Raw genomic sequence first — 20,937 nt, forward strand, 5'->3', positions numbered from 1 at the left:
AGCCGCTTCCCGCACGCTGCCCACCGACACCGCCAGTCGCAACACCCCCACACGAGACTCCAACAACACCTCAGGACCCACGCCCCACCTCCAGATTCAGGTGTTGCACTGACCCCCTGAATCTGCCCACGTCATACCCCATACACGCGCCAACTTCCGCGCGAGCACAGGCCCAAGAGGCGCCGAGTCCTCGCGGGCTCGGAGCCCCGCGCTGCGGCATAGGCTGACGAGGTGATCCACGACGCAGCCGATCCCCACCTCTGGCTTGAGGACATCACCGCACCCGAGGCGCTGGCCTGGGCGGCCGAGCGCACCGCCGAGACCGAGGCGGCCTTCCACGATGAGGCACTCGAACTCCGGCTGCGCGACATCCTCGACGACCCGGACCGGCTCATCGTGCCCGCACGGCACGGCGACCTGATGTACCACCTGTGGCGCGACGCCGACAACCCGCGCGGGCTGTGGCGCCGGACCACCCGTGCGGCTTTCACCGCGGGAACTCCCGAATGGGAGGTGCTGCTCGACCTCGATGCGCTTGGCCGCGCCGAGGGCACGCCGTGGAGTTTCGGGGGCGCCGTCCACGGACCCGCGGGCAGCGGCCGAGCCCTCGTGCGACTCAGTCCCGACGGTGGCGACGCGGTCGTGGTCCGCGAGTTCGACCTCGAGAAGGTCGCGTTCGTCGACGACGAGCCGTTCCGCCTCGACGTCCACAAGCACGGCGTCGCCTGGCTCGCCCCCGACACCCTGCTGGTGGCGAGCGCACTCGACGGCGGAGCGGTGAGCGACTCGGGCTACCCGATCTCCGCGCGGGTGTGGCGCCGCGGCACGCCCCTGCGCAACGCGCAGACCGTGGTCGAAGGCGCCCGCGCCGACGTCGGCGTCTTCCTCTCCACCGACCCGGCCCGGCATGCGGCCAGTGTCGTCGTCGCACATGACTTCTTCCATTTCGAGGTCTGGACGTGGGATGCCGCAGACTCGGCCACGATGCCCGAACCGGTCACGGTCCACGCACCGCAGGACGCGCGCGTCGACATCCACGGTGATCTCGTCGCCGTGCGCACGACGACCCCTTGGGAAGTGGCCGGCGCGACGCACCCGGGCGGCACGCTGCTGGTCGGTCCGCTCCACACCCTCACCACCGGCGACGGCTCGGCGCTCCGCGTCGCTTTCGCGCCCACCGAGCACGCGGTACTCGAGACCTGGTGCTGGACGCGCAACAGGCTCGTGCTCACCGTGCTCGACCGGGTGCAGTCCCGATTGGTCGCCGTCGATCCCGCCACCCTCTCGGGGCCCGAGGGCGCTATCGCCCACACCCCACTGGAACTCGACCTGGGCGCCGACGACCTGTTCTCCTCCGGCGTCGTCACCCTCGACGATGAGGTCGACGACGAGCTGTGGGTCGTGGCGCGCGGGTTCCTCACTCCGCCGACGCTCATCGTCACCGACGCCGTCGTCGGCGACCCCCGGGTCGTGCAGCAGGCAGCGCCCGCTTTCGACGCCACCGGCCTGGTCGCCACGCAGCATTGGGCCACCAGCGCCGACGGCACCGGCATCCCCTATTTCGAGGTCGGCCCGCGCGAACTCGACACGACCCTGCCCGTGCTCATGAGCGGCTACGGCGGGTTCGAACACGCACTCACGCCGGAGTATCCCAGCCTCGTCGGCCCGGCATGGCTCGAGAAGGGCCGGGTGTTCGTGGTCGCGAACATCCGCGGCGGCGGAGAGTTCGGGCCCGGCTGGCACCTGTCGGCGCTGCGCGAGAATCGGCACCGCGCGTACGAGGATTTCGTCGCCGTCGCCCGGGATCTGGTCGCCCGCGGCGTGTCCACGCCTCCACAGATCGGATGCCACGGGCGCAGCAACGGCGGACTGCTCGTGGGCAACATGCTCACGCAGTACCCCGACGACTTCGGCGCCGTCGTCTGCGGCGTGCCACTGCTGGACATGCGACGCTACACCCGCCTGTCGGCCGGGGCGAGCTGGATCGCCGAGTACGGCGACCCCGACGTGCCCGCCGACTGGGAGTTCCTCCGCACGTTCTCGCCGTACCACCTCGTCGACCCCGAGCGCTCGTACCCGCCCTCGCTCATCTACGCGGCCGCCAGCGATGACCGGGTCGGCCCGGTGCAGGCGCGCAAGATGGCCGCGCGCCTGCGCGAGGAGGCCGGCGCCGAGGCGTACTACCTCGAGCCGGTCGAGGGCGGCCACGCCGGCACCATCGACAACGCCGCGACCGCCGCGCTGCATGCGACTATCCACGCGTTCCTCGACGCCGTCCTGACGCGGCCCGCCGCGCCCGCAACTTGACGCGTCCGGGGCTTATCCCGCGGTGATACCCCACATACGCGCCAACTTGTGCCTGGGGGCGCCGTGCGCAACCCCGCAACTTGACGCGTAGGGGGCTTATCCCCTGGAGATACCCCACATATGCGCCAACTTGCGCCTGGGGGCGCCGCGCGCAACCTCGCAACTTGGCGCGTAGGGGGCTTGTCCCCTCGCGATACCCCACATATGCGCCAACTTACGCCTGGGGCGCCGCGCGCAACCCCGCCGCGCGCAACGCCCTCAGGGCTTCTGGAACGCCACGAGCCCGACGGTGTTGCCCTCGGAGTCGCGGATGAACGCCTGCCACTCCTCGTGTCCCTCCGGGCCGAGCAGGTTCGAGTCGTGCGTGTAGATCACCCGCGGCGGGCTGATGACCTCGACCAGGCCGTCGAGCCGTTCCAGCGTCACATGCACGTTGTCCACGCGCAGGTAGATGTGCGCCGAAGGCGCGGCCCTGTCCAGCAGCAGGCGCGTGCCGTCGAGGTCGAAGAACACGAGGCCGGGCTCGTCGAAGCGCGCCAGCGGCGGCCGGTCGAGCAGCGTCGTGTAGAACTCCGACGCCTGGTCGAGGTCGTCGACGTGCTGCGCGATCTGCAGGAGGTTCATGGCGGTCTCCGATCGTGGTCGCCCGGCCCGTCGCACCCGACCGGGCCTCCCCCTAGTCTGGAGGCAGGAGGAGCTCATCGCCATGACCACGCTCACCACGGTCGACGAGGACCGTGTCGCCGTCGACGAGTCCCTCGACGCGCTCGGGCCGGTCGACGACGCCTTCCGCGAGCGACTGGATGCCGGGTTCCCCCGCCTGCACGACGCGCTCGCGCGCACGGCCGCCGACGACGGCCTCGAACAGCTCACGGCCCTGGTCGAAGCGGCATCCGCCTCGTGGAACCAGCGCCCGATCGACCTCAAGGTGCACGATCGACGAGCGAGCACCCTCGACCGATACCGGTCGCAGCGCGCGCTCGGCGCGACCTGTTCGCCGGCCCGGTACGCCGGCAACCTCGCCGGCATGCATGATGAGACCGCCTACCTGCGCGAGCTGGGCGTGACCGTCCTGCACCTGTCCGACGTGCTCATCGACGCACGCACCGTCGATCCGGGTATCGGCAGCCTCGCCCGCCTGGCCGACCTGGCCGCCGCGTTGCGCCTGGCCGGCATCGCCCTCTCCCTGGATCTGCCCGCAGGCCCCGACCCCATCGCCGATGCCCTGGCGCTGGCCAACCTGGGCGTCGACCTGCTGCGCGTCGACGGTGACGGCGACCAGATCGCCGTGCTGGCCGCGGTGCTGGCCCTCGCCGCCCCGTCGGTGCAGCTGGTGGGCATAGACGAAGCGACGGGATGCCGGTGGGCTCCCGACCGGACCGCCGGCCTGCTGATCTGGGACGCGCTCGCCACCCGCGATCCGCGACGTCTCCAGCGGGCGCTCGAAACGCGTTCGGCCGAAGCGGCGCGCGTGCGCGTGGTCGCGGTCCGCGACGCCGAGGTCCTGGACTGGAGCCTGGCCGACGGCGCCCTCGGCATCGACGACGCCCACCGCGCCTTCCTCACCGACTTCTACCTGGGCCGCGAGCCCGGCAGTTTCGCGCGCGGCGTGCCCTTCCTCGACACCGACGGAACGCAGGTGGCCGGGACCACGGCATCCCTCGCCGGGGTCGAGGCCGGCGACGCCAGCGGCGAGGCCCGCATCCTGCTCGCCCACGCCCTGACGTTCTCGATGGGCGGTTTGCCGATGCTGTACCTGGGCGACGAGGTGGCGCAGCTGAACGACCCCACGTACGCCGACGACCCCGAACGCCGTCACGATCCGCGCTGGGTGCACCGCGGCAACAAGCCGCGCGACCGCTACGCGGAGCGAGGGGATGCCGGGACCCCGGCCGGTCGGGTCTTCCGACGCGTGACGAGGCTGATCGCCGCGCGGCAGGCGGCGGACGAGTTCGCCGGCGATGAGCTGATCGGATTCCACGTGCCGGCCGGCTCGGTGCTCGGGTTCCAGCGGCCCGGCCCGGAGTCGGTGGTGCTCGTGCTCGCCAACGTGGGCGAGCTGGACGCTCTCGTCGATCCGCTGACGCTGTCGGGGTTCGAACGCGACGCCGAAGACCTGGTCCACGGGGTGGCGATCGACCTCGACGAGGGCATCGCGCTGCCCCCGCACGGATTCGTGTGGCTGCGCGTCAGGCCGCTCTAGATGGGGGCGACGGCGGCGCGGCCGCAGGTCTGGGCGGCGCTATGGGCCTCATCGCACCCCGGCCCCACCCTCGTGGTCACGGTGCTCGCGCTCGCGCTCGGCGTCGCGGTGGGTCTGGAACCCTGGCGTCTGGGACTGCTCACGGCGGCGGTGCAGAGCGGGCAGCTCTCGGTCGGCCTCTCCAACGACGCCTTCGATGCGGGGCGCGATCGTGCGGTCGGCCGTACCGACAAGCCGGTCGCGCGCGGCGCGGTGAGCGACCGGACGGCCACGCTCGCGGCGTTCGCGACCCTGGGCCTGGCGCTGCTGCTGTCGGTGCCGCTGGGATGGCGGATGCTGGCCGCGCACGCCCTCGCGCTCGGCTGCGCCTGGGCCTACAACGCCGGGCTCAAGGCCTCTGCGGCGTCAATCGTCCCGTTCGTGGTGAGCTTCGGCGTGTTCCCCTCCTTCGCGCCGCTGTCGGCGGCCGAGCCGTCGTTCGCGGCGGGGTGGGCGTGGGTCGCGGGTGCGGCGCTGGGCGCCGCGGTGCACCTGACGAACGTGCTGCCCGACCTGGAGGACGACGCGCGCACGGGCATCCGCGGGCTGCCGCATCGGCTGGGGCCGCGGCTGTCGGCCGTGGTGGCGGCGCTCGGAGTGGTGGCCGGGGCCGTGGCCGTGCTGCTGGGCCCGACCGGCGGCGCGGTCGCGCAGGTGGCGGTGGTGGCGTGGATCGGCTTCGGCGCCGTCGTGGCCGTCGCGCTGGCGACCGTCGTGCGCGCGCTGGGGTGGCCGCCGAGCCGCCTGCTGTTCCGGCTCGTCATGTTCGCGGCGCTGCTGCTGGCCGTGCAGCTCGTGCTCTCGGGCGGGAGCCTGAGCGCCTGAAGTGCGCGCAGCGGGGCATGCCACGGTCAGGCGTCGCGGTCGAATTGCATGGCGTAGGCACGCGCGAGCAGGGGGCCGGTCGCCGGGCCGAGCATCGCACGCACGGTGGTGCGGCGCACGGCGTCGAAGACGTGTGGCATCGGACGCCCCAGCATGGTGTTCACGGCGGCCAGCCGCGCCGCTGTGCGCGCTGCGGCGACGCGGCGTCGCTCCCATTCCCGCAGCCGCGCCTCCGGCGCCGCGCCGTGACGCAGCCAGGTGGCCAGCAGCGGGGCCAGGCGCGCGGCGTCCAGCAGCCCGAGATTCATGCCCTGCCCGCCGATGGGGCTCACCTCGTGCGCGGCGTCGCCGATCGCGAAGATGCGGCCGGTGCGCAGGCGCGGCGCGATGAGCCGGCGCACACCGAACGCCGTGGCTGAGGTCACCCGCGCCGCCGCGGCCTCGTCGCGCAGCCGCAGGGCACTGCGCAGGCGCGCGGTGCGGGATGCCGGGGAGGGGTCGGCGCCGGGGTGGTCCCACGCCACGAAGCGTCGCAGGCCCCCGGGCAGGGGGAACGACTCGAGCACTCCCCCGGCGTCGAGGTGGACGAGGGCGACGTCGCGATCCGGACGGGGGCCGCCGTCGTCGCGATCCCCGCCGCCGCCGCTCAAGGCCAAGCCCGAGCCGTCGTCGTCGGGCACGTCGGCCATGAGGTAGCGGTCGCGGTACTCCCGCCCGCGCAGCGCACCCGGTCGGTAGACGAGTGCGCGGCCGGCCGCACCGGCGGCGATCACGGCGAGCCGGGCGGACAGCTCCACCGGTCCCGCGTCGCCCGACGCATGCACGTGCACCACATCGCCGGCGCGTGTCACCTGCTCGGCCTCCACGCCGCGCCGCACCGCCGGCACGCGGTGCACCAGCGCCGCCTCGGTCTCGGCCTGCGGCAAGGTCGCCACGAACGGGAACCGCGAATCGATCCGGTCGAACCGCACGACGCCCAGCACGCGACCACCTGCCCACGCCTCCCCGCGCCGCACGCGCACGGCGTGTGCGAGCAGCTCGTCGGTCACCCTCGATGGTTCGAGGGCGGCCAGCACGGGGGCATGGATACCGATCGCACGCGTGCCGCTCCCGGCTGCCCGCCGACGCTCGAGCACGACGGCGTCGACACCGTGGCGGGCCAGTTCGGCCGCCAGCAGCATGCCGACGGGGCCGGCGCCCACCACGATCACGTCCGCGTCGACGCGCGCCGTCCCGCCCCCGGCATCCCCGCGGCCCGGCATCACGTCGCCGCGGTGCCGCGTGCATCGGCGGTGCCGGCAGCGACGGCGAGCAGCCGGAACGGTGCGGGGACGCGCACCTCCCACGCCCCCGGCGCCTGTCGCTCGAGCGCCTGCTGCAGCTCATCAGGGGTGTAGCTGCGCCGGATCGAGCGCAGCCCGTCCGTCCGCAGGAATGTGCCCGGCGCCAGCGGCAGGATGCCGACGCCGTACAGGCCGTAGGCGAGCCGGCTGCGCGCGATGTCCCCGTGCACCACCAGGGTGCGGGCGAGCGCCCGCGAGTCGGTGAGGAACGGCTCGAGGTCGGCTCCGAGGTGGTGCAGGACGTGGTTCGACACGACGATGTCGAACGCGTCGCCGGCGCGCACGAGCGCCCCGGCATCCACGCAGCGGAAGCTCACGGCCGGGTCGGCGTCGCGTTCGAGCGCGACGGCGTGGGCACGGGGGTCGGGGTCGGCACCGACCCAGTGCACGTCGAGGCCGTCCCGGCGCGCCCAGCCGGCGAGACGGCAGACCAGGTCGCCGCCGCCCGAGCCCAGGTCGAGCACCCGCGCAGGGCGGTCGAGCCCGGCCAGATACGGGCGCAGCACGTCCCGGTAGGTCACGCCCCAGCCCGCCACGAGCCGGTTGACCACGTCGAATCTGCGCAGTGTCGCCCGCAGGCGCACCGGGTCGCAGTCCGGGTCGTCCATCAACTCGGTGAGGGTCGCGGCGCGGGTGGCGAGGCTCATCTGCGTCCGGCCGCCAACGCCGCGCGCTCGCCGGCGAGGTGCGCCGGGTCGAGCCCCTGCCGCTTGGTGAGGGCCATGGATTCGACCGTGAGACCGGGGCCGAACGCCAGCCCGCCGATGCGGGCGCCGTCGCCGACGGCGTCGTCGGCGAGCAGACGCTGCAGGATGAACAGGACGGTGGCGCTGGACATGTTGCCGAAGTCGCGCAGCACCGCCCGTGAGTGGTCCAGCGCGGTCGAGTCGAGTCCGAGCCCCTGCTCCACCCGGTCGAGCACGCTGCGCCCTCCGGGGTGGACCGCCCATGCCGTCGGCGCGGCGTCGCCCGCGAAGAAGTCGCTCACCGCGGCGCGGATCTCCCGGCCGATGATGCGCGGCACCTCGGCCGACAGGGTCATGTCGAAGCCGTGGTCGCCGACGGTCCACACCATGTCTTCCTCACCTTCGGAGGTGAGTGCGGTGCCGAACCGGTCGAGCTCGAGTCCGCCGTCGGCGCCGACGCGCGGGTCGGCGGTGACGACGGCGGCGGCAGCACCGTCGCCGAACACCGAGGCCGCCACGATCTGCTGGGGGTCGGCGGATGCGCGGATGTGCAGCGAGCACAGTTCGGTGCACACCACCAGCACGACCGCCTCGGGCTGCGCGGCGGTGATGCGCGCCGCGAGCCGCAGGGCGGGGAACGCGGCGGCGCAGCCGATGAACCCGAGGTGGTACCGCTCGACCGTCGTCGGCAGCGACAGGTCGCGCACCAACCGGTAGTCCGGTCCGGGCGCGAACGATCCGGTGCACGACACCGTGACCACGTGGGTGACCTCGTCGGTCGTCACGCCGGCATCCTCCAGCGCGTTGCGGGCGGCGCGCGCGGACAGCGGCGGCGCCAGGGCGATGTAGAGGTCGTTGCGGGCCCCGGTGCCGGGCGAGAGGAGCACGCCCTCGCCGTCGAGGAAGGGTGCGGCGGGGTCGACCGGGGCGGCCGGGCGGGGACCGAGTTCGGCGAGGACGGTGTGGCGCGTGTCGATCGCGGCAGCGTCGAACGCGGCACCGATGAGGCGCTGCGTGAGCCGGCCGGCCCACGGCTGCCGGACGAACAGGTCGCGGACGTGTTCCTGGGGGATGTGCGTGGACGGAACCGCCGTGGCGATCGAGACGATGCGCGCGGTCATGGTGCCACTCCACCACATCGCAGGCGATCCGTCGCGGCCTTGCATCATGGGCCCCGGGACGCTATGCCGCCCGTCGCGGCCCACCAGATCAGCAGCATCGTGGCGAGGAATCCGCACGCGTAGTTGAGCACGAGGAAGCGCCGCCAGCCCCGGTTGGTGACCGGGGACTGCGCGTCGGTCACGTTCACGAACGGCAGCGCCGTCGCCACGTACGGCAGGCACAGGGCGGCGGCGAGCGTGCCCGGCCAGGGCAGCCAGAGCACGAGCATGCCGGCGGCCAGCCACAGGGCAACCGCGATGCGCACCGTCCAGCGGGCGCCCAGCACCGTGGCGATCGAAGAGATGCCGCCCTCCCGGTCGGGCACGACGTCCTGCACGGCGCCGAAGGCGTGGCTGGCCATGCCCCACAGGAAGAACGCCGTGAACAACAGGACGAACCCGGCGGTGATGTCGGTGCCGGCCAGGGCCGCGGCGTAGAGTCCCGGCGTGACGAAATGCGCGCTCGAGGTCACCGAGTCGACGAACGGGATCTCCTTGAACCGCAGGCCCGGTGCCGAGTAGGCGACGACCGCGAACAGGCTGACCGCCAGCACGAGCCACGACGCCGGGCCTCCGAGCGCGACGAGCACGGCGACGAACGGCAGCGTGGTCACCGCGACGGCGACCAGCACCGCACGGTGCTGGTCCGGCGGCAGCAGGGCTCCTTCGACACCGCCCTTGCGCGGGTTGGCGAGGTCGGAGGCGTAGTCGAACACGTCGTTGATGCCGTACATCGCGAGGTTGTACGGGATCAGGAAGAACAGCGTGCCGACCACGAGGGCGAGGTCGATCCGCCCCGTGGTGAGCAGATAGACCGCCGCGAACGGGAACGCCGTGTTGATCCAGCTCACCGGACGCGAGGCCAGCAGCAGGGCGCGGGGCAGGCTCGCCCGCCGGGTGCCGATCACGACCGGTCCTCACCGCGGCGCGGGCTCAGCAGCAGCCACAGGCCCGGCAGCAGCAGGAGCGCGGCGAGCGGGTACGCGAAGTCGTCCACCGGCATCCGCCCCAGGATCAGACCCGACATGTTCTCCCAGTCGTAGTCGAACAGCCCCACCGCGATCATGATGTTGTCGAACACCGCCGTGAGGGTCAGCAGGATCACGGCGGCCAGCGCCCCCGCCGGCCACCAGTCACGCAGGAGCGCCGCAGCGCGTCCGGACCGGATCAGCCCCGCCGCCAGCACGGCGAGCGCGGCGAGCAGGAACACGATGCTCAGGATGACGGAGGTCATCGGACGCCTCGTTCCACCCGCCGGGAGCGCACCTGCGCGGTGATCCGCCGGCATCCGAACAGCAGCACCATCGTCAGGTAGCTGAGGAACACCAGGAAGACGAGCTCCTCGATCGGCAGGTGGGGGGCGACCATCACCCCGGTCGCATACGGCGAGTCGAGGTGGCGGAACAGCCCGAGGGCGATGCCGGCGAGGTCCCAGACCACGAAGAAGGCGAATCCGAGCGCGACCACGAGCACCGCGCGCCGGGGCAGCCGCCACAGGAAGAGCCGGTACCGCGCGTCGAGCGTGCCCACGCCCGCAAGGGAGATCAGCAGGGCGACCGGGTACACCCAGCTCACGGTGCCGCCTCCGCCGTCGCGGCGCCGACCGGCTCGGGAAGCGGCCCGGCCGTGCGGTCGCCGCGCACGTGCTTGAGGACGAGTTCGGCGCTGATGAGGCACATCGGCAGCCCGATGCCCGGCACGGTCGTGGCCCCGGCCGACAGCAACCCGGCGACCTTGCGCGAGGCGGTGCGCCCCCGGAGGAACGCGCTCTGGCGCAGGGTGTGCGCGGGCCCGAGCGCGCCCCCGCGCAACGACGAGAAGTCGCGTTCGAAGTCGCGCGGCCCCACCGTGCGGCGCACGACGATCCGGTCGGCGAGGTCGGGGATGCCGGCCCAGTCGGCGATCTGCGCGATGGCGACGTCGGCCACCTGCTCGACGCGCGCGTCACCGCCACCGTCCACGCCCCCGGCACCCAGGCCCGGGTCGGCGGGCACCGGCACCAGCACGAACAGGTTCTCGTGACCGGCGGGGGCCACGCTGTCATCGCTCGCGCTCGGCTTGCACACGTACAGCGACGGCACGTCGGGCACACCGCGGTCCGGTCCGAAGATCTGGGTGAACCCGCGCTTCCAGTCCCGGGCGAACAGCAGGGTGTGATGGTCGAGCTGGGGCAGGCTGCCGGTGACACCCAGCATGGCGAGCACGGCGCTGGGCCCGGGGTCGAGGCGCCGCCAGTGGCGGGGTGGGCGGTCCCGGTCGGCGGGGTCGAGCAGCCGGGTCTCGGTGTGGTGCAGGTCGGCGGCCGAGACCACGAGGTCGGCGGACAGGTGCGTGGCCTCCGACGAACGGGATGCCAGGGGTGCGGCCGCCGGCATCCACTCGACACCGGTGACCCGGCCCTGCCGCGTCGTGATGCGCGTCGCCTCGGCACCGGTGATGATGCGGACCCCCTGGGCGCGCGCGAGCTTCTCGATCGCGGCGATGACGGCGCGGAATCCGCCGCGCGGGTAGAACACGCCGTCGGCGAGGTCCATGTGGCTCATCAGGTGGTACATCGCCGGCGCGGTGTACGGCGAGGCGCCGAGGAAGACCGCGGGGTAGTCGAGGATCCGCTGCAGCCGGGTGTCGGCCGCGACCTTCGCGCCGTAGCGGTGCAGTGAGGTCGTCAGCAACTTGGCCAGGCGCGGGAGCCGCTGCAGCACGTCGCGGCGGGCCAGGCCACGCGGGTCGACGAACGGGTTGTAGAGGAAGGCGCCGACGGCGGTGGTGTAGGTGTCGGCGGCCGAGTCCAGGTAGCGCGCGATGCGGGCGCCGGCCCCGGGTTCGACCTCGTCGAAGGTGGCGATCGTGGCCGCGCGGTCGGCGCGCATGACCAGCTGTGCGGCAGAGCGGGCGGCCCCTTCCGGCTCGTACAGCACGCGGTACGCCGGGTCGAGCCGGACGAGGTCGTAGTGGTCGGCGGTGGTCGTCCCGAACAGCCGGAAGAAGTGCTCGAACACCTCGGGCATGAGGTACCACGACGGTCCGGTGTCGAACACGAACCCGTCCTGTTGCCATCGGCCGGCGCGGCCGCCGACCTGGTCGTGGCGTTCGAGCAGGGTGACGTCGTGTCCGTCGCGGGCCAGCAGTGCGGCGCTGGCCAGCCCCGCGATGCCCCCGCCGATCACGACGACGCGCCGAGGCTCATGGCGGTTCATTGGCGGCCCCCGCGGCGGAGCAGCGCTCGGGCCAGGATGGTCAGCTTGACCGGGTCGGGCACCCGCACGCGCTGTTCGAGCAGGGTGTCGGCCGGCGTCTTCTCGACGCGGTCGGTCAGCGCCGCGAACAGCATGTGGGCAGCGGCCACGGCCGGGCGGGCGCCGCGCGGCAGCTCGGCGAGGGTGCGGGCGGCGGCGTCGAGATCGGCGCGGATGGATGCCGTGATGTCCGCCTTCGTCTGCTCGTCGAGCACCCCGTCGACGACACCGGGAAAGTATGAGCGGCCGAGCGTGCGGACGTCGTCGCCCAGGTCGCGCAGGAAGTTGATCTTCTGGAAGGCCGAGCCCAGGCGGCGCGCTCCCTCCTCCAGTCGCGCCGTGCGCGCCGCGGCGTCCGGGCCGGTGTACAGCTCGACACCGGTGAACACGCGCAGGCACATGAGACCGATGACCTCGGCCGATCCGTACACGTACCGGTCGAACTCCTCGGGCGTGCAGCACGTGAGCGAGAGGTCGGCGCGCATCGACGCGAAGAACGGCGCGGTGAGGTCTTCGCCGATGCCGAAGCGGTCCGCCGTGCGGCCGAACGCGTGCACGATGAGGTTGGCGCTGTAGCCCCCGTCGCGGACGGCCCGCACGTCCGCTTCGAGCCGGTCGAGCATCTCGCGGCGGCGGTCGACGTCGAGCCCGGCGGCTGCCGCCGGCCCGTCGACGATCTCGTCGGCGATGCGCACGAGGCCGTACACCGCGGCGATGTGCGGACGCATGGGCGGTGCCAGCAGGCGGGTGGCCAGGCCGAACGACGTCGAGTAGCGCCGCAGTATCAAGGTGGCGGCGGCGACCGCGGCGGCGTCGTACCGGCGCAGCCCCGCCTCGTCGACCGGCGGGTCGGACACCGCGGTCATCGGTCCCGCTCCGCGCAGCGCTCGAGCAGGTCGAGCAGGAATCCGGTCATCTCCGGAGAGAAGCGGCCCCGACTGATGCGGCGGCGCACGACCGCGCACTCGGCCTCGATCGCCCGCTCGACGCGCTCGCGCGCGCCGCTGTCGTCGAGCGCGGCGCGCAGCGCTTCGGCATCGGCCTCGTCGAGGTCCGCGGCGCCGAACCGGTGCGCCACCGCCTGCCACTGCGGGGTGTCGCGGGCGAGGGCCACCAGGAGGGTCTGGGTCCCCTCGCGCAGGTCGCCGCTGACGGTCTTGCCCGTGGCATCCGTCGACCCGAAGACCCCGAGCACATCATCGCGCAGCTGGTACACGATGCCGAGCCCGCAGCCGATGCCCCGCAGGCGCCGGACGGTGTCGGCGTCGCAGCCGGCCAGGATCGCGGCAGCCTCCAGCGGCGCCTGGAACGAGTAACAGGCCGTTTTCAGCTCGATCGTGCGCAGCAGCCGGGTCGCGTCGGCTTCTTCGAGCCCGAGGCTGAACCACACGTCGGCGTGCTCACCGGCGGCCGATGCGAAGATCGTCTGCTCGAACAGGGTGATCAGCGCGCGGCGGGTGGCCGGGTCGTAGTCCGATGCCCCCACGAGAGAGAGTGCGGTGCTCAGCAGCAGATCGCCGGCGATGATGCCCGCCGCCCGGCCGAAGCCTTCGGCACTGGCCGCCGACGCGCCGAGGGCGATCGCCGCGTCGCGCGCCTGGCCCGACACGTTCTGCTCCCCGCGGCGCAGCACGTCACTGTCGATCACGTCATCGTGGACGACCAGCGCGACGTGCAGCAGTTCGAGAGCGCAGGCCACGTCGACCGCGTCGCGGTCGGTGGCGGCGGTGCGGTCGCCGGTGAGACCGCGCAGCGCGGCGTTGAACACGGCCGGCCGCAGCTTCTTGCCGCCGAGGGTGAGCCGTTCGATGACGGCGCTCATCTCCTCGAATCGCGGGTGGTGGATGCTCGCCCGTTTCCGGAGGTCGGCGAGCAGGCCGCGCATCCGGGTGTCGAGCGCCGAGTGGTCGACACCGGAGCTGCGCTCGCGGTGGGCGATGGCGACGGTCACTGCATCCCTCCTGTCGTCAGGCCCCGCGTGCGGAGCTGTTCGTCCTGCCATACCAGCCACGGGCTGAACGCCCACGGCGCGTGCGCAAGCGCGGCGGCCAGGTCGCCGGCGTCGGCCCACCGATACTCGGCGACTTCTTCGGAGTGCGGCCGCGGTTCATCGTCGGTGACCGCCGTGTAGACGGGGCAGACCTCGTTCTCGCGGATGCCGGAAGCGTCGACCGCCTCGTAGCGGAAGTCGGGCAGGAGCAGTGCGATGTCGCGCACCTCGATGCCCAGTTCGGTGCGCGCGCGGCGGGCGATCGCCTCCTCGGGGTCCTCCCCCGGGCCGGGATGCCCGCAGAACGCGTTGGTCCACACCCCCGGCCACGTCGGCTTGCTCAGCGCACGGCGGGTGACCAGCACCTGCCCGCGCCGATTGCGGACGTGGCACGAGAAGGCGAGGTGCAGCCGCGTGGTGGCGGTGTGCACGGTGGCCTTGTCGGCGGTGCCGATCGGCTGGCCGTCGTCGTCGAGCAGCACGACCTGTTCGGTCATGGGGAGGTCCCTTCGGTGGCGGTGGCGGCGTGAGGGGCGTCGGCTTCACCCGCGGTGTCGGTGTCGGTGTCGGCCGGCGGCGCGGCCAGGTCGGTGAGGAAGCGGGTGACGATGCGGCGTTCGGTCGCGGTCAGCCGGGCGGCGGCGGCGAAGCGCCGGGCGTGCTTGACCCCGACCTCGCTGCGCGCGCTCTCCCGCGTCTGCGGGGTCACCCGCAGCGCAACCGCGCGGCGGTCACGGGGATGCGCGGAGCGATCGATGTGCCCGCGCGCGTGGAGCCGGTCGACCATCTTCGTGATGGCGGCACTGGTGATTCCCAGGTACTCGGCGACCATCGCCGGCGTGACGACGATGCCGGCGCGCTCGCCCCCGATGATGAACCGCACCGCGTGCATGTCCCGCTCGGGCAGGGCCATGTACTCGCTGGACGCGCGGCTCTGCCGCGCCTCCTCGGCTTTCCACGCGCGCAGCGCATCGAGCACCTGCTTGATCCCGTCGAGGTCGGCGGGTCCGAGACCCGTACGGTCGAGCAGCGTGCCCCCGGGGTCCATCAGCGCGTGGTCATGCAGAGATTCCACGATCCGTTGGACGTCGGGCGAATACATGGGATATTCCTAACCAGGTTTATTAGTTACCTGGCTAGTAAAATGGGTCCGACCGGAATTTACAAGCCCCTTGTCGGGAGGACCGCGGCGCGCGTAGGGCGCTGCCCGCCGTCACGCGCAGACGCGGACGCGACGCCCTTCGTATTCGACGACGTCGCCGAGCTGCAGTTGTCGTCCCCGGCGGCGGTCGACCTCTCCGTTCACGGTCACGAAGCCGTCGATGATGGCCTCCTTGACGTCACCACCCGAGTCGAGGATGCCGGCGAATTTCAGGAACTGCCCCAGGCGGATGCCTTCTCCGCCGATGGAGACGTCGTCGATCGGTGCCGGGTTGCCCATGGTCGCATGGTAGCGCCGGCGCCGATGCTCCGGCGGGGCCCGGTGTGGGAGCGACCAAGGTCCGCGCGAGTTCGTAGAGTAGATCGGTCCCCCTGATGAAAGGCGCCGTCCGGCCGTGTACTCCCTCCTGCTCGCGATCATCTACATCGCGTTCATCAGCCTCGGCCTGCCCGATTCGCTCGTCGGCGCCGGCTGGCCGGTCATGCACCGCGATCTCGACGTGCCGATCGCTTTCGCGGGCATCATCACCATGATCATCGCCGGCGGCACGATCCTGTCGAGCCTCGCGTCCGAGCGGGTCACCCGCCGGTTCGGTGCCGGCCTGGTGACCGCGGTCAGCGTCGGCATGACGGCGGCGGCGCTGCTCGGATTCTCCGCGTCGGACTCGTTCTGGATGCTCTGTCTGTGGGCGATCCCCTACGGTCTGGGCGCCGGGGCGGTCGACGCCGCGCTCAACAACTACGTCGCGCTGCACTACGCCGCGCGGCACATGAACTGGCTGCACGCCTCGTGGGGCCTCGGCGCCTCGATCAGCCCGTTCATCATGAGTTTCACGATCACCGGCGGCGCCGGCTGGCCGGGGGCCTACCTCATCGTCGGCGTGATCCAGGCCGTCCTCACGTTCGGGCTGCTCATCAGCCTCCCGCTATGGACGAAGGTCAACCCGATCGTGCCTGCCGGGCAGCACGACGACGCCGATACGGCGACGCCGAGCACCTCTCATGTCCCCCTCGCCCAGGCGCTGCGGATCCGCGGGGTGGGGCTGATCCTCGCGGCTTTCCTCGCCTATTGTGCGCTGGAGAGCACCGCGATCCTCTGGGCGTCGACGTACCTCGCCACCGTGCGCGACGTGGATGCCGCGGCTGCGGCCGCGTTCGGCGCGCTCTTCCTGCTGGGGATGACCGTCGGACGGTTCCTGGCCGGTTTCGTCGCCGACCGGGTGGGCGACCGCTGGATGATCCGCGGCGGATTCCTCACCGTCGGGCTCGGCATCGTCCTGCTCGCGCTGCCGGTCGAGACCACCGTCCTGGCCCTGGTCGGACTCGTCATCGTGGGGCTCGGCTGCGCGCCTGTCTACCCGGCGATCATCCACTCGACCCCCGTGAACTTCGGGCGCCGCAACTCGCAGGCCATCATCGGCATCCAGATGGCGGCCGCCTACACCGGCTCGACGCTCGCACCCCCGCTCTTCGGCGCGATCTCGGTGTGGACGGGTCTGTGGATCCTGCCCGTCTTCCTCGCCGCACTCCTGGTGCTGGGGCTCGCCATGTCCGAGCGCCTCAACCGCCTCGTGCGTCAGCACGACCCGGTTGCGTGAGTCTGGCGACAGCGCCCTCGGACCGCTCTGTCGCCACGGCAACCCCTAGAGCGCCCGGACAAGCGAAAAGCCCCGGGCGACCGGGGCTTTTCTACTGTCTCAACACAGTGCGCGCCTCGAGGGACTCGAACCCCCAACCTTCTGATCCGTAGTCAGATGCTCTATCCATTGAGCTAGAGGCGCGTGGCATTCCTTGCGGGATGGCCGTCGAACAGCTTACCTCACGCGGAGCCATCCGCCGAATCGGCCTCCCGCTTCTCCGCCTGCTTCTCGACGCTGCGGCGATGGGCGCGCAGTTTCGGCAGATCGACGAGCCGCAGCGCCTGCATCCGGGCCTCGCGCATGCGCTCGTAGTCGGGCTCGAGGTCGGGGCGCGCCGCTTCGATGCGCAGCGTCCGGTCGATGTTCTTCGCGACCTCCGCCCAGGCCGCGTCCCGCGCGTCGGCCACGAGCTTGCGCAGCTCTTCCTCGTCTTCGGCGCGCTCCCGCAGCCGCTCGGCGACATGCCGGGACTGCCGCTCGCGGCGGCGCAGGTTGCGCACATCCCGGCTGCGGTAGTCGTGCGTACCGTCCGAGTCGGAGTGGCGGCGCCGCGCCCGCTTGCGCTCGGCCTCGGTGCGCTCGGCGTCGGCTTCCGCCTCGTCGGCCAGCATGAGCAGCGCCGCGCGGGCTTCGGGCAGAAAGCGCTCCGAATCGAAGTCCTCCCCCTCGGCCAGAATGTCGACCAGAATCCGATTCTTGAGGGTGAGCCGGGTGGCCGCCGACGCGATGTACAGGCCTTCGGCGACGACATCGCGCGTCCGCACGCGCTTCGGCTTCTGCTGCTCGGCCACGGACACCCCCTCCCTTCGATCCTACGGCCGCGGGTGCACCAGAATCGAAGGACGGAGAGGGGCGAGGATGCCACGACTAGAAGTCCAGGATGCGACCAGCGTCATCACGGGAGCGGCCGCCGGCATGGGGGCCGAGACGGCGCGCCGGCTTGCCGCCGAGGGCGCGCGCATCGCCCTGGTCGACCGCAACGCCGAGGGTCTTGCCGCCGTGGCCGCGACCCTGTCCGGAGCCGGTCACACCACCCACGCCGTCGATCTCACCGACGACGACGCCGTCACCGCCACGGTGGCCGAGATCACGGCATTCCACCCCCGCATCAACGTGCTCGTCACCTGCGCCGGATCGTCGATGCTCGGCAGCATCGACCAGCTCACGATGGCCGAGATGCGCTGGCTCATGGACGTGAACCTGTGGGGCACCGTGAACATCACCCAGGCGCTTCTGCCGGCCCTGCGCGCCGCGCCGCAGGCGCACATCGCGCACCTGGTGTCTATCTACGGCTTGGCCGCGCCGGCCGGACGCATCCCGTATGCGACCAGCAAGTTCGCCGTGCGCGGGTTCACCGAAGCGCTGCGGCACGAGCTGGAGAACACGACCGTGAGCGTGGGGGCGATCTACCCGGCCGGCGTCAAGACCGGCATCATCCTGCACGGCCGCTATGCCGCGGCGCTCGACCCCGAGATCGCTGCCCGAGCGGCCGAGGCCCAGGCGCGGATGTACCACACCGAACCGGCCGATGCCGCGGCCCGCATCGTCGACTCGGTGCTGCGCCGCCGGGCGCGCACCATGATCGGGCGTGAAGCGCGGCTGGTCGACGTGCTCAGCCGCCTCACGCCGACGCGCTACTGGGCGTTCATGCGGCGCCCGCTGCGCGACGCGATCGACACGACGACGCCTGTGCGGTGAGACGTCGCGGGCGGGCGCATGCCGGCCCGGCGGGGCCGTCAGGCACCGGCGTGGCCGTCGCGCACCGGCATCCACGAAGTTCGCAGAATCGCACCAAGTTCGCAGGATTTCGCGGATTCTCTGCGAAGTTCATGCGATTCTGTGAACTTGGGGACCACGCGGCGCGCGCTCAGAGCGCGGCGATGCGCCAGGAAGCGGCGACGGCCTCGCCCGGCTCGATCACGAGAAGCCCCGCGTCGAAGTCGTACCGGTCGGCGTTGAACGCGTCGGGCGCGCAGGTCATGGGTTCGACGGCAAGGCCCGCCCGGTGGCCCGGCGTTCCGGGGCCGGTGGGCTGGTCGGCCGTGTGCACCTGCACCCACGGGCACGCGGCATCCCACACCATCTCGACGCCGGTGCCCGCCGGGTCGGTCAGGCGCACGCGGTACGATCCCTCGGCGTCGGGGGTCAGCCCCGTGTAGGCGTGGTCGATCTCGACCGGCCCCAGCGTGCGTCCCGCGCGGTAGTCGAAGCGTGCGGCATCCACACCGACCGGGCGCAGCCCCACCGGCGACAGGCGGTCGGGCGTGACCTCGAGCACCCGTGCTGCGGCCAGCTCGAACGTCCACGAGTCGAGTTCGCCCGGCCCGGCCACGAGGTACGGATGAGGGCCGGTGCCGAACGGCGCCGGCGCGTCGGACTCGTTGACCGCGCGCACCGTCTGCGTCAATCCATCGGCGCTGAGGGCGAACGTGGTTTCGATGCGCACGCGCCAGGGGTAGCCGGTCTGCGCCTCGATCGTGGCGGCGAGAGCGACATGGTCGGGACCGCGGTCGATCGCCTCGTAGTCGAGCCACGCGCCGAGCCCGTGCAGGGCGTGACCGCGCCCGGGCTCGGTCAGCGGCACCTGGTAGTCGGTGCCGCCGAAGGTGTACTGTCCGTCGACGACGCGGTTCGGCCACGGCACGAGCGTCGCGCCGCGATATGCCGGCCGCACCTCGTCGGGCTCGAACGGGACGACCAGGTCACGCCCGTCATGGCACAGCCCACGAACCGATGCGCCGACACTCGCGATGACGGCTTCGTAATCACCCGCCCGAAGCGTGTACTGCGTGCCGGAAAGGGGGGTGCGTGCCATCGATCAGAGTCCTTGTGCGAGTCGGTAGTAGGCCTGGTTCCAGCGGACCTCCTTCTGGAAGCCGCGCACCGTCGTGTCCTCGTCGATCACCAGCAGCTCGGTGCCGGCGATCTCGGCGAAGTCCCGGAAGACCTCGATGCCGACGGCGGTCGTCATCACAGTATGGTGTGCGGCACCGGCCGTGAGCCAACAGGCGGCGCTCGTCGCGAAGTCCGGCGCGGGCTTCCACACGGCCCGGCCCACCGGCAGGCGGGGCAGGTCGGGGGCGTCGACGTTCTCGACGACGTTGGCCACCAGGCGGAACCGGTCGCGCATGTCGCTCATGGCGACCACGAGCGCCGGGCCCGGGTCTGCGGTGAACACGAGGCGCACGGGGTCGTCCTTGCCGCCGATGCCCAGCGGGTGCACCTCCAGACGCGGCTTGGCGGTGGTCAGCGACGGGGAGACCTCGAGCATGTGCGCGCCGAGGATCTTCTCGTCTCCGGCGACCAGGTCGTAGGTGTAGTCCTCCATGAGGCTCGCGCCGCCCGGCAGGCCGGCGCCCATCACGTTCGCGACGCGGACGAGGATCGCGGTCTTCCAGTCGCCCTCGGCGCCGAACCCGTAGCCCTCGGCCATGAGCCGCTGCACGGCCAGGCCCGGCAGCTGCTTCAGCGCGCCGAGGTCTTCGAACGAGGTCGTGAACGCTCCGAACCCCCCGGCTTCGAGGAACGAGCGCAGGCCGATCTCGATGGACGCACCGTCGCGCAGCGACTGGTGGCGCGCGGCGCCGGGCTTGAGCTCGTCGGCCACGTCGTACTCGTCGAGGTAGGTCTGCACCAGCGCGTCGATCTGCGCGTCGGTGGCCTGCGCGACCGCGTCGGCCAGCTCGTTCACGCCCCACGTGTTCACCTGCACGCCGAACCGCAGCTCGGCCTCGGTCTTGTCACCCTCGGTGACGGCGACGTAGCGCATGTTGTCGCCGAACCGGGCGAGCTTGAGCGTGCGCACGGCCTGCCAACCGGCGGCGGCGCGCTGCCAGTCCTCGACCTGCTGCCGCACGGCCGGGTTCGACACGTGGCCGACGACGGTCTTGCGCGGCACGCCCAGCCGCGACTGGATGTACCCGAACTCGCGGTCGCCGTGCGCGGCCTGGTTGAGGTTCATGAAGTCGAAGTCGATGTCGGCCCACGGCAGTTCGACGTTGGCCTGCGTGTGCAGGTGCAGCAGGGGTTTGCGCAGCGCGTCGAGCCCGCCGATCCACATCTTGGCGGGGCTGAACGTGTGCATCCACGCCATGACGCCGATCACCGAGTCGTCGGCGTTGGCCTCGAGCGCGAGCCGACGGATCGCATCGGCGTCGGTGAGCACCGGCTTCCACTCGATCTTCACGGGGAGTCCGGCGAGCCCGGCGACGACCGCCTGGGACTGCTCGGCGACCTGCCGCAGCGTCTCCTCGCCGTAGAGGTGCTGGCTGCCGGTGGCGAACCAGACGGTGTAGCCGTCGAGCGAGGTGTTGAGGGGCATTGCGGGGTCCTTTTTTCAGGCAGTCG

21 protein-coding genes and 1 tRNA gene are annotated in these 20,937 nt (G+C 72.2%); 5 read left to right on the plus strand and 17 right to left on the minus strand.

Features of this window, described 5'->3' with window-relative positions; genetic code table 11:
• Positions 1 to 231 precede the first annotated feature (231 nt).
• Positions 232 to 2,307 (plus strand): prolyl oligopeptidase family serine peptidase, encoded by a 2,076-nt coding sequence (locus ACQ143_RS14205; protein ID WP_449571358.1) that lies wholly within the window; start codon positions 232 to 234, stop codon positions 2,305 to 2,307.
• A 258-nt stretch (positions 2,308 to 2,565) separates the two neighbouring features.
• On the opposite strand, the gene ACQ143_RS14210 is transcribed toward ACQ143_RS14205, so the two are convergent.
• Positions 2,566 to 2,931, minus strand: a complete 366-nt coding sequence (locus tag ACQ143_RS14210) for a VOC family protein (protein ID WP_449571359.1) — start codon at positions 2,929 to 2,931, stop codon at positions 2,566 to 2,568.
• A gap of 82 nt (positions 2,932 to 3,013) precedes the next feature.
• Between ACQ143_RS14210 and ACQ143_RS14215 the strand changes: the two genes are divergently transcribed.
• Positions 3,014 to 4,510, plus strand: coding sequence for a DUF3459 domain-containing protein (locus ACQ143_RS14215; protein ID WP_449571360.1), 1,497 nt, complete (start codon positions 3,014 to 3,016; stop codon positions 4,508 to 4,510).
• The gene (locus ACQ143_RS14220) at positions 4,511 to 5,374 is read left to right on the plus strand and encodes a UbiA family prenyltransferase (protein WP_449571361.1); all 864 of its coding nucleotides are present in this window, start codon (positions 4,511 to 4,513) and stop codon (positions 5,372 to 5,374) included. It begins immediately after the preceding gene.
• A 26-nt stretch (positions 5,375 to 5,400) separates the two neighbouring features.
• On the opposite strand, the gene ACQ143_RS14225 is transcribed toward ACQ143_RS14220, so the two are convergent.
• The 12 genes from ACQ143_RS14225 to ACQ143_RS14280 form a co-directional block, all read right to left on the minus strand.
• Positions 5,401 to 6,636: an FAD-dependent oxidoreductase gene (locus tag ACQ143_RS14225; protein WP_449571410.1), complete on the minus strand. Its 1,236-nt coding sequence runs from the start codon at positions 6,634 to 6,636 to the stop codon at positions 5,401 to 5,403.
• A complete protein-coding gene (locus ACQ143_RS14230) occupies positions 6,636 to 7,364 on the minus strand; it encodes a methyltransferase domain-containing protein (RefSeq protein ID WP_449571362.1) in 729 nt (242 codons plus the stop codon). Before ACQ143_RS14230 ends, ACQ143_RS14225 begins: the two co-directional genes overlap by 1 nt.
• Entirely contained in the window at positions 7,361 to 8,524 is a 1,164-nt protein-coding gene (locus ACQ143_RS14235) for a type III polyketide synthase (protein ID WP_449571363.1), read from the minus strand. Before ACQ143_RS14235 ends, ACQ143_RS14230 begins: the two co-directional genes overlap by 4 nt.
• Before the next feature lie 44 nt (positions 8,525 to 8,568).
• The gene (locus ACQ143_RS14240) at positions 8,569 to 9,471 is read right to left on the minus strand and encodes a prenyltransferase (RefSeq protein WP_449571364.1); all 903 of its coding nucleotides are present in this window, start codon (positions 9,469 to 9,471) and stop codon (positions 8,569 to 8,571) included.
• Positions 9,468 to 9,797 carry a lycopene cyclase domain-containing protein gene (locus ACQ143_RS14245; RefSeq protein ID WP_449571365.1) on the minus strand — a complete coding sequence of 110 codons (330 nt, stop codon included), beginning with the start codon at positions 9,795 to 9,797 and terminating at the stop codon, positions 9,468 to 9,470. The genes ACQ143_RS14240 and ACQ143_RS14245 overlap by 4 nt, the downstream gene beginning before the upstream one ends.
• A complete protein-coding gene (locus ACQ143_RS14250; RefSeq protein ID WP_449571366.1) occupies positions 9,794 to 10,138 on the minus strand; it encodes a lycopene cyclase domain-containing protein in 345 nt (114 codons plus the stop codon). The genes ACQ143_RS14245 and ACQ143_RS14250 overlap by 4 nt, the downstream gene beginning before the upstream one ends.
• On the minus strand, positions 10,135 to 11,760 hold the full coding sequence (gene crtI, locus ACQ143_RS14255; RefSeq protein WP_449571367.1) for a phytoene desaturase family protein: 1,626 nt from the start codon (positions 11,758 to 11,760) through the stop codon (positions 10,135 to 10,137). The genes ACQ143_RS14250 and crtI overlap by 4 nt, the downstream gene beginning before the upstream one ends.
• Complete coding sequence (locus ACQ143_RS14260; RefSeq protein ID WP_449571368.1) at positions 11,757 to 12,665, minus strand: phytoene/squalene synthase family protein; 909 nt, start codon at positions 12,663 to 12,665, stop codon at positions 11,757 to 11,759. Before ACQ143_RS14260 ends, crtI begins: the two co-directional genes overlap by 4 nt.
• Positions 12,662 to 13,750 carry a polyprenyl synthetase family protein gene (locus tag ACQ143_RS14265; protein ID WP_449571369.1) on the minus strand — a complete coding sequence of 363 codons (1,089 nt, stop codon included), beginning with the start codon at positions 13,748 to 13,750 and terminating at the stop codon, positions 12,662 to 12,664. The genes ACQ143_RS14260 and ACQ143_RS14265 overlap by 4 nt, the downstream gene beginning before the upstream one ends.
• Entirely contained in the window at positions 13,747 to 14,286 is a 540-nt protein-coding gene (gene idi / locus ACQ143_RS14270; RefSeq protein WP_449571370.1) for an isopentenyl-diphosphate Delta-isomerase, read from the minus strand. Before idi ends, ACQ143_RS14265 begins: the two co-directional genes overlap by 4 nt.
• Positions 14,283 to 14,864: a MarR family winged helix-turn-helix transcriptional regulator gene (locus ACQ143_RS14275; protein ID WP_449571371.1), complete on the minus strand. Its 582-nt coding sequence runs from the start codon at positions 14,862 to 14,864 to the stop codon at positions 14,283 to 14,285. Before ACQ143_RS14275 ends, idi begins: the two co-directional genes overlap by 4 nt.
• A 138-nt stretch (positions 14,865 to 15,002) precedes the next feature.
• Entirely contained in the window at positions 15,003 to 15,230 is a 228-nt protein-coding gene (locus tag ACQ143_RS14280) for an RNA-binding S4 domain-containing protein (protein ID WP_449571372.1), read from the minus strand.
• Between the two features lie 115 nt (positions 15,231 to 15,345).
• Between ACQ143_RS14280 and ACQ143_RS14285 the strand changes: the two genes are divergently transcribed.
• The gene (locus ACQ143_RS14285) at positions 15,346 to 16,548 is read left to right on the plus strand and encodes an MFS transporter (protein ID WP_449571373.1); all 1,203 of its coding nucleotides are present in this window, start codon (positions 15,346 to 15,348) and stop codon (positions 16,546 to 16,548) included.
• A 110-nt stretch (positions 16,549 to 16,658) separates the two neighbouring features.
• Here the strand turns inward: ACQ143_RS14285 and ACQ143_RS14290 are convergent.
• Positions 16,659 to 16,731: transfer RNA gene (locus tag ACQ143_RS14290), tRNA-Arg, on the minus strand.
• 38 nt (positions 16,732 to 16,769) lie between these two features.
• Positions 16,770 to 17,381, minus strand: coding sequence for an asparagine synthase (locus tag ACQ143_RS14295; protein ID WP_449571374.1), 612 nt, complete (start codon positions 17,379 to 17,381; stop codon positions 16,770 to 16,772).
• A 67-nt stretch (positions 17,382 to 17,448) separates the two neighbouring features.
• Between ACQ143_RS14295 and ACQ143_RS14300 the strand changes: the two genes are divergently transcribed.
• Entirely contained in the window at positions 17,449 to 18,288 is an 840-nt protein-coding gene (locus ACQ143_RS14300; RefSeq protein WP_449571375.1) for an SDR family NAD(P)-dependent oxidoreductase, read from the plus strand.
• Positions 18,289 to 18,457: 169 nt separating this feature from the next.
• Here ACQ143_RS14300 and ACQ143_RS14305 read toward each other — a convergent pair whose 3' ends face one another.
• Positions 18,458 to 19,405, minus strand: coding sequence for an aldose 1-epimerase family protein (locus tag ACQ143_RS14305; protein WP_449571376.1), 948 nt, complete (start codon positions 19,403 to 19,405; stop codon positions 18,458 to 18,460).
• 3 nt (positions 19,406 to 19,408) lie between these two features.
• Positions 19,409 to 20,911: an L-arabinose isomerase gene (gene araA / locus ACQ143_RS14310; protein ID WP_449571377.1), complete on the minus strand. Its 1,503-nt coding sequence runs from the start codon at positions 20,909 to 20,911 to the stop codon at positions 19,409 to 19,411.
• Positions 20,912 to 20,937: the final 26 nt, after the last annotated feature.

This window comes from Microbacterium pollutisoli, from assembly GCF_053586795.1.

What these genes read in the sequence shown, in the direction of transcription:
- ACQ143_RS14235 (WP_449571363.1), bottom strand. Translation starts at nt 8,524, where the DNA reads ATGACCGCGCGCATCGTCTCGATCGCCACGGCGGTTCCGTCCACGCAC.
- ACQ143_RS14225 (WP_449571410.1), bottom strand. Translation starts at nt 6,636, where the DNA reads ATGCCGGGCCGCGGGGATGCCGGGGGCGGGACGGCGCGCGTCGACGCG.
- ACQ143_RS14280 (WP_449571372.1), bottom strand. Translation starts at nt 15,230, where the DNA reads ATGGGCAACCCGGCACCGATCGACGACGTCTCCATCGGCGGAGAAGGC.
- araA (WP_449571377.1), bottom strand. Translation starts at nt 20,911, where the DNA reads ATGCCCCTCAACACCTCGCTCGACGGCTACACCGTCTGGTTCGCCACC.
- ACQ143_RS14260 (WP_449571368.1), bottom strand. Translation starts at nt 12,665, where the DNA reads ATGACCGCGGTGTCCGACCCGCCGGTCGACGAGGCGGGGCTGCGCCGG.
- ACQ143_RS14210 (WP_449571359.1), bottom strand. Translation starts at nt 2,931, where the DNA reads ATGAACCTCCTGCAGATCGCGCAGCACGTCGACGACCTCGACCAGGCG.
- idi (WP_449571370.1), bottom strand. Translation starts at nt 14,286, where the DNA reads ATGACCGAACAGGTCGTGCTGCTCGACGACGACGGCCAGCCGATCGGC.
- ACQ143_RS14215 (WP_449571360.1), top strand. Translation starts at nt 3,014, where the DNA reads ATGACCACGCTCACCACGGTCGACGAGGACCGTGTCGCCGTCGACGAG.
- ACQ143_RS14220 (WP_449571361.1), top strand. Translation starts at nt 4,511, where the DNA reads ATGGGGGCGACGGCGGCGCGGCCGCAGGTCTGGGCGGCGCTATGGGCC.
- ACQ143_RS14245 (WP_449571365.1), bottom strand. Translation starts at nt 9,797, where the DNA reads ATGACCTCCGTCATCCTGAGCATCGTGTTCCTGCTCGCCGCGCTCGCC.
- ACQ143_RS14300 (WP_449571375.1), top strand. Translation starts at nt 17,449, where the DNA reads ATGCCACGACTAGAAGTCCAGGATGCGACCAGCGTCATCACGGGAGCG.
- crtI (WP_449571367.1), bottom strand. Translation starts at nt 11,760, where the DNA reads ATGAACCGCCATGAGCCTCGGCGCGTCGTCGTGATCGGCGGGGGCATC.
- ACQ143_RS14230 (WP_449571362.1), bottom strand. Translation starts at nt 7,364, where the DNA reads ATGAGCCTCGCCACCCGCGCCGCGACCCTCACCGAGTTGATGGACGAC.
- ACQ143_RS14305 (WP_449571376.1), bottom strand. Translation starts at nt 19,405, where the DNA reads ATGGCACGCACCCCCCTTTCCGGCACGCAGTACACGCTTCGGGCGGGT.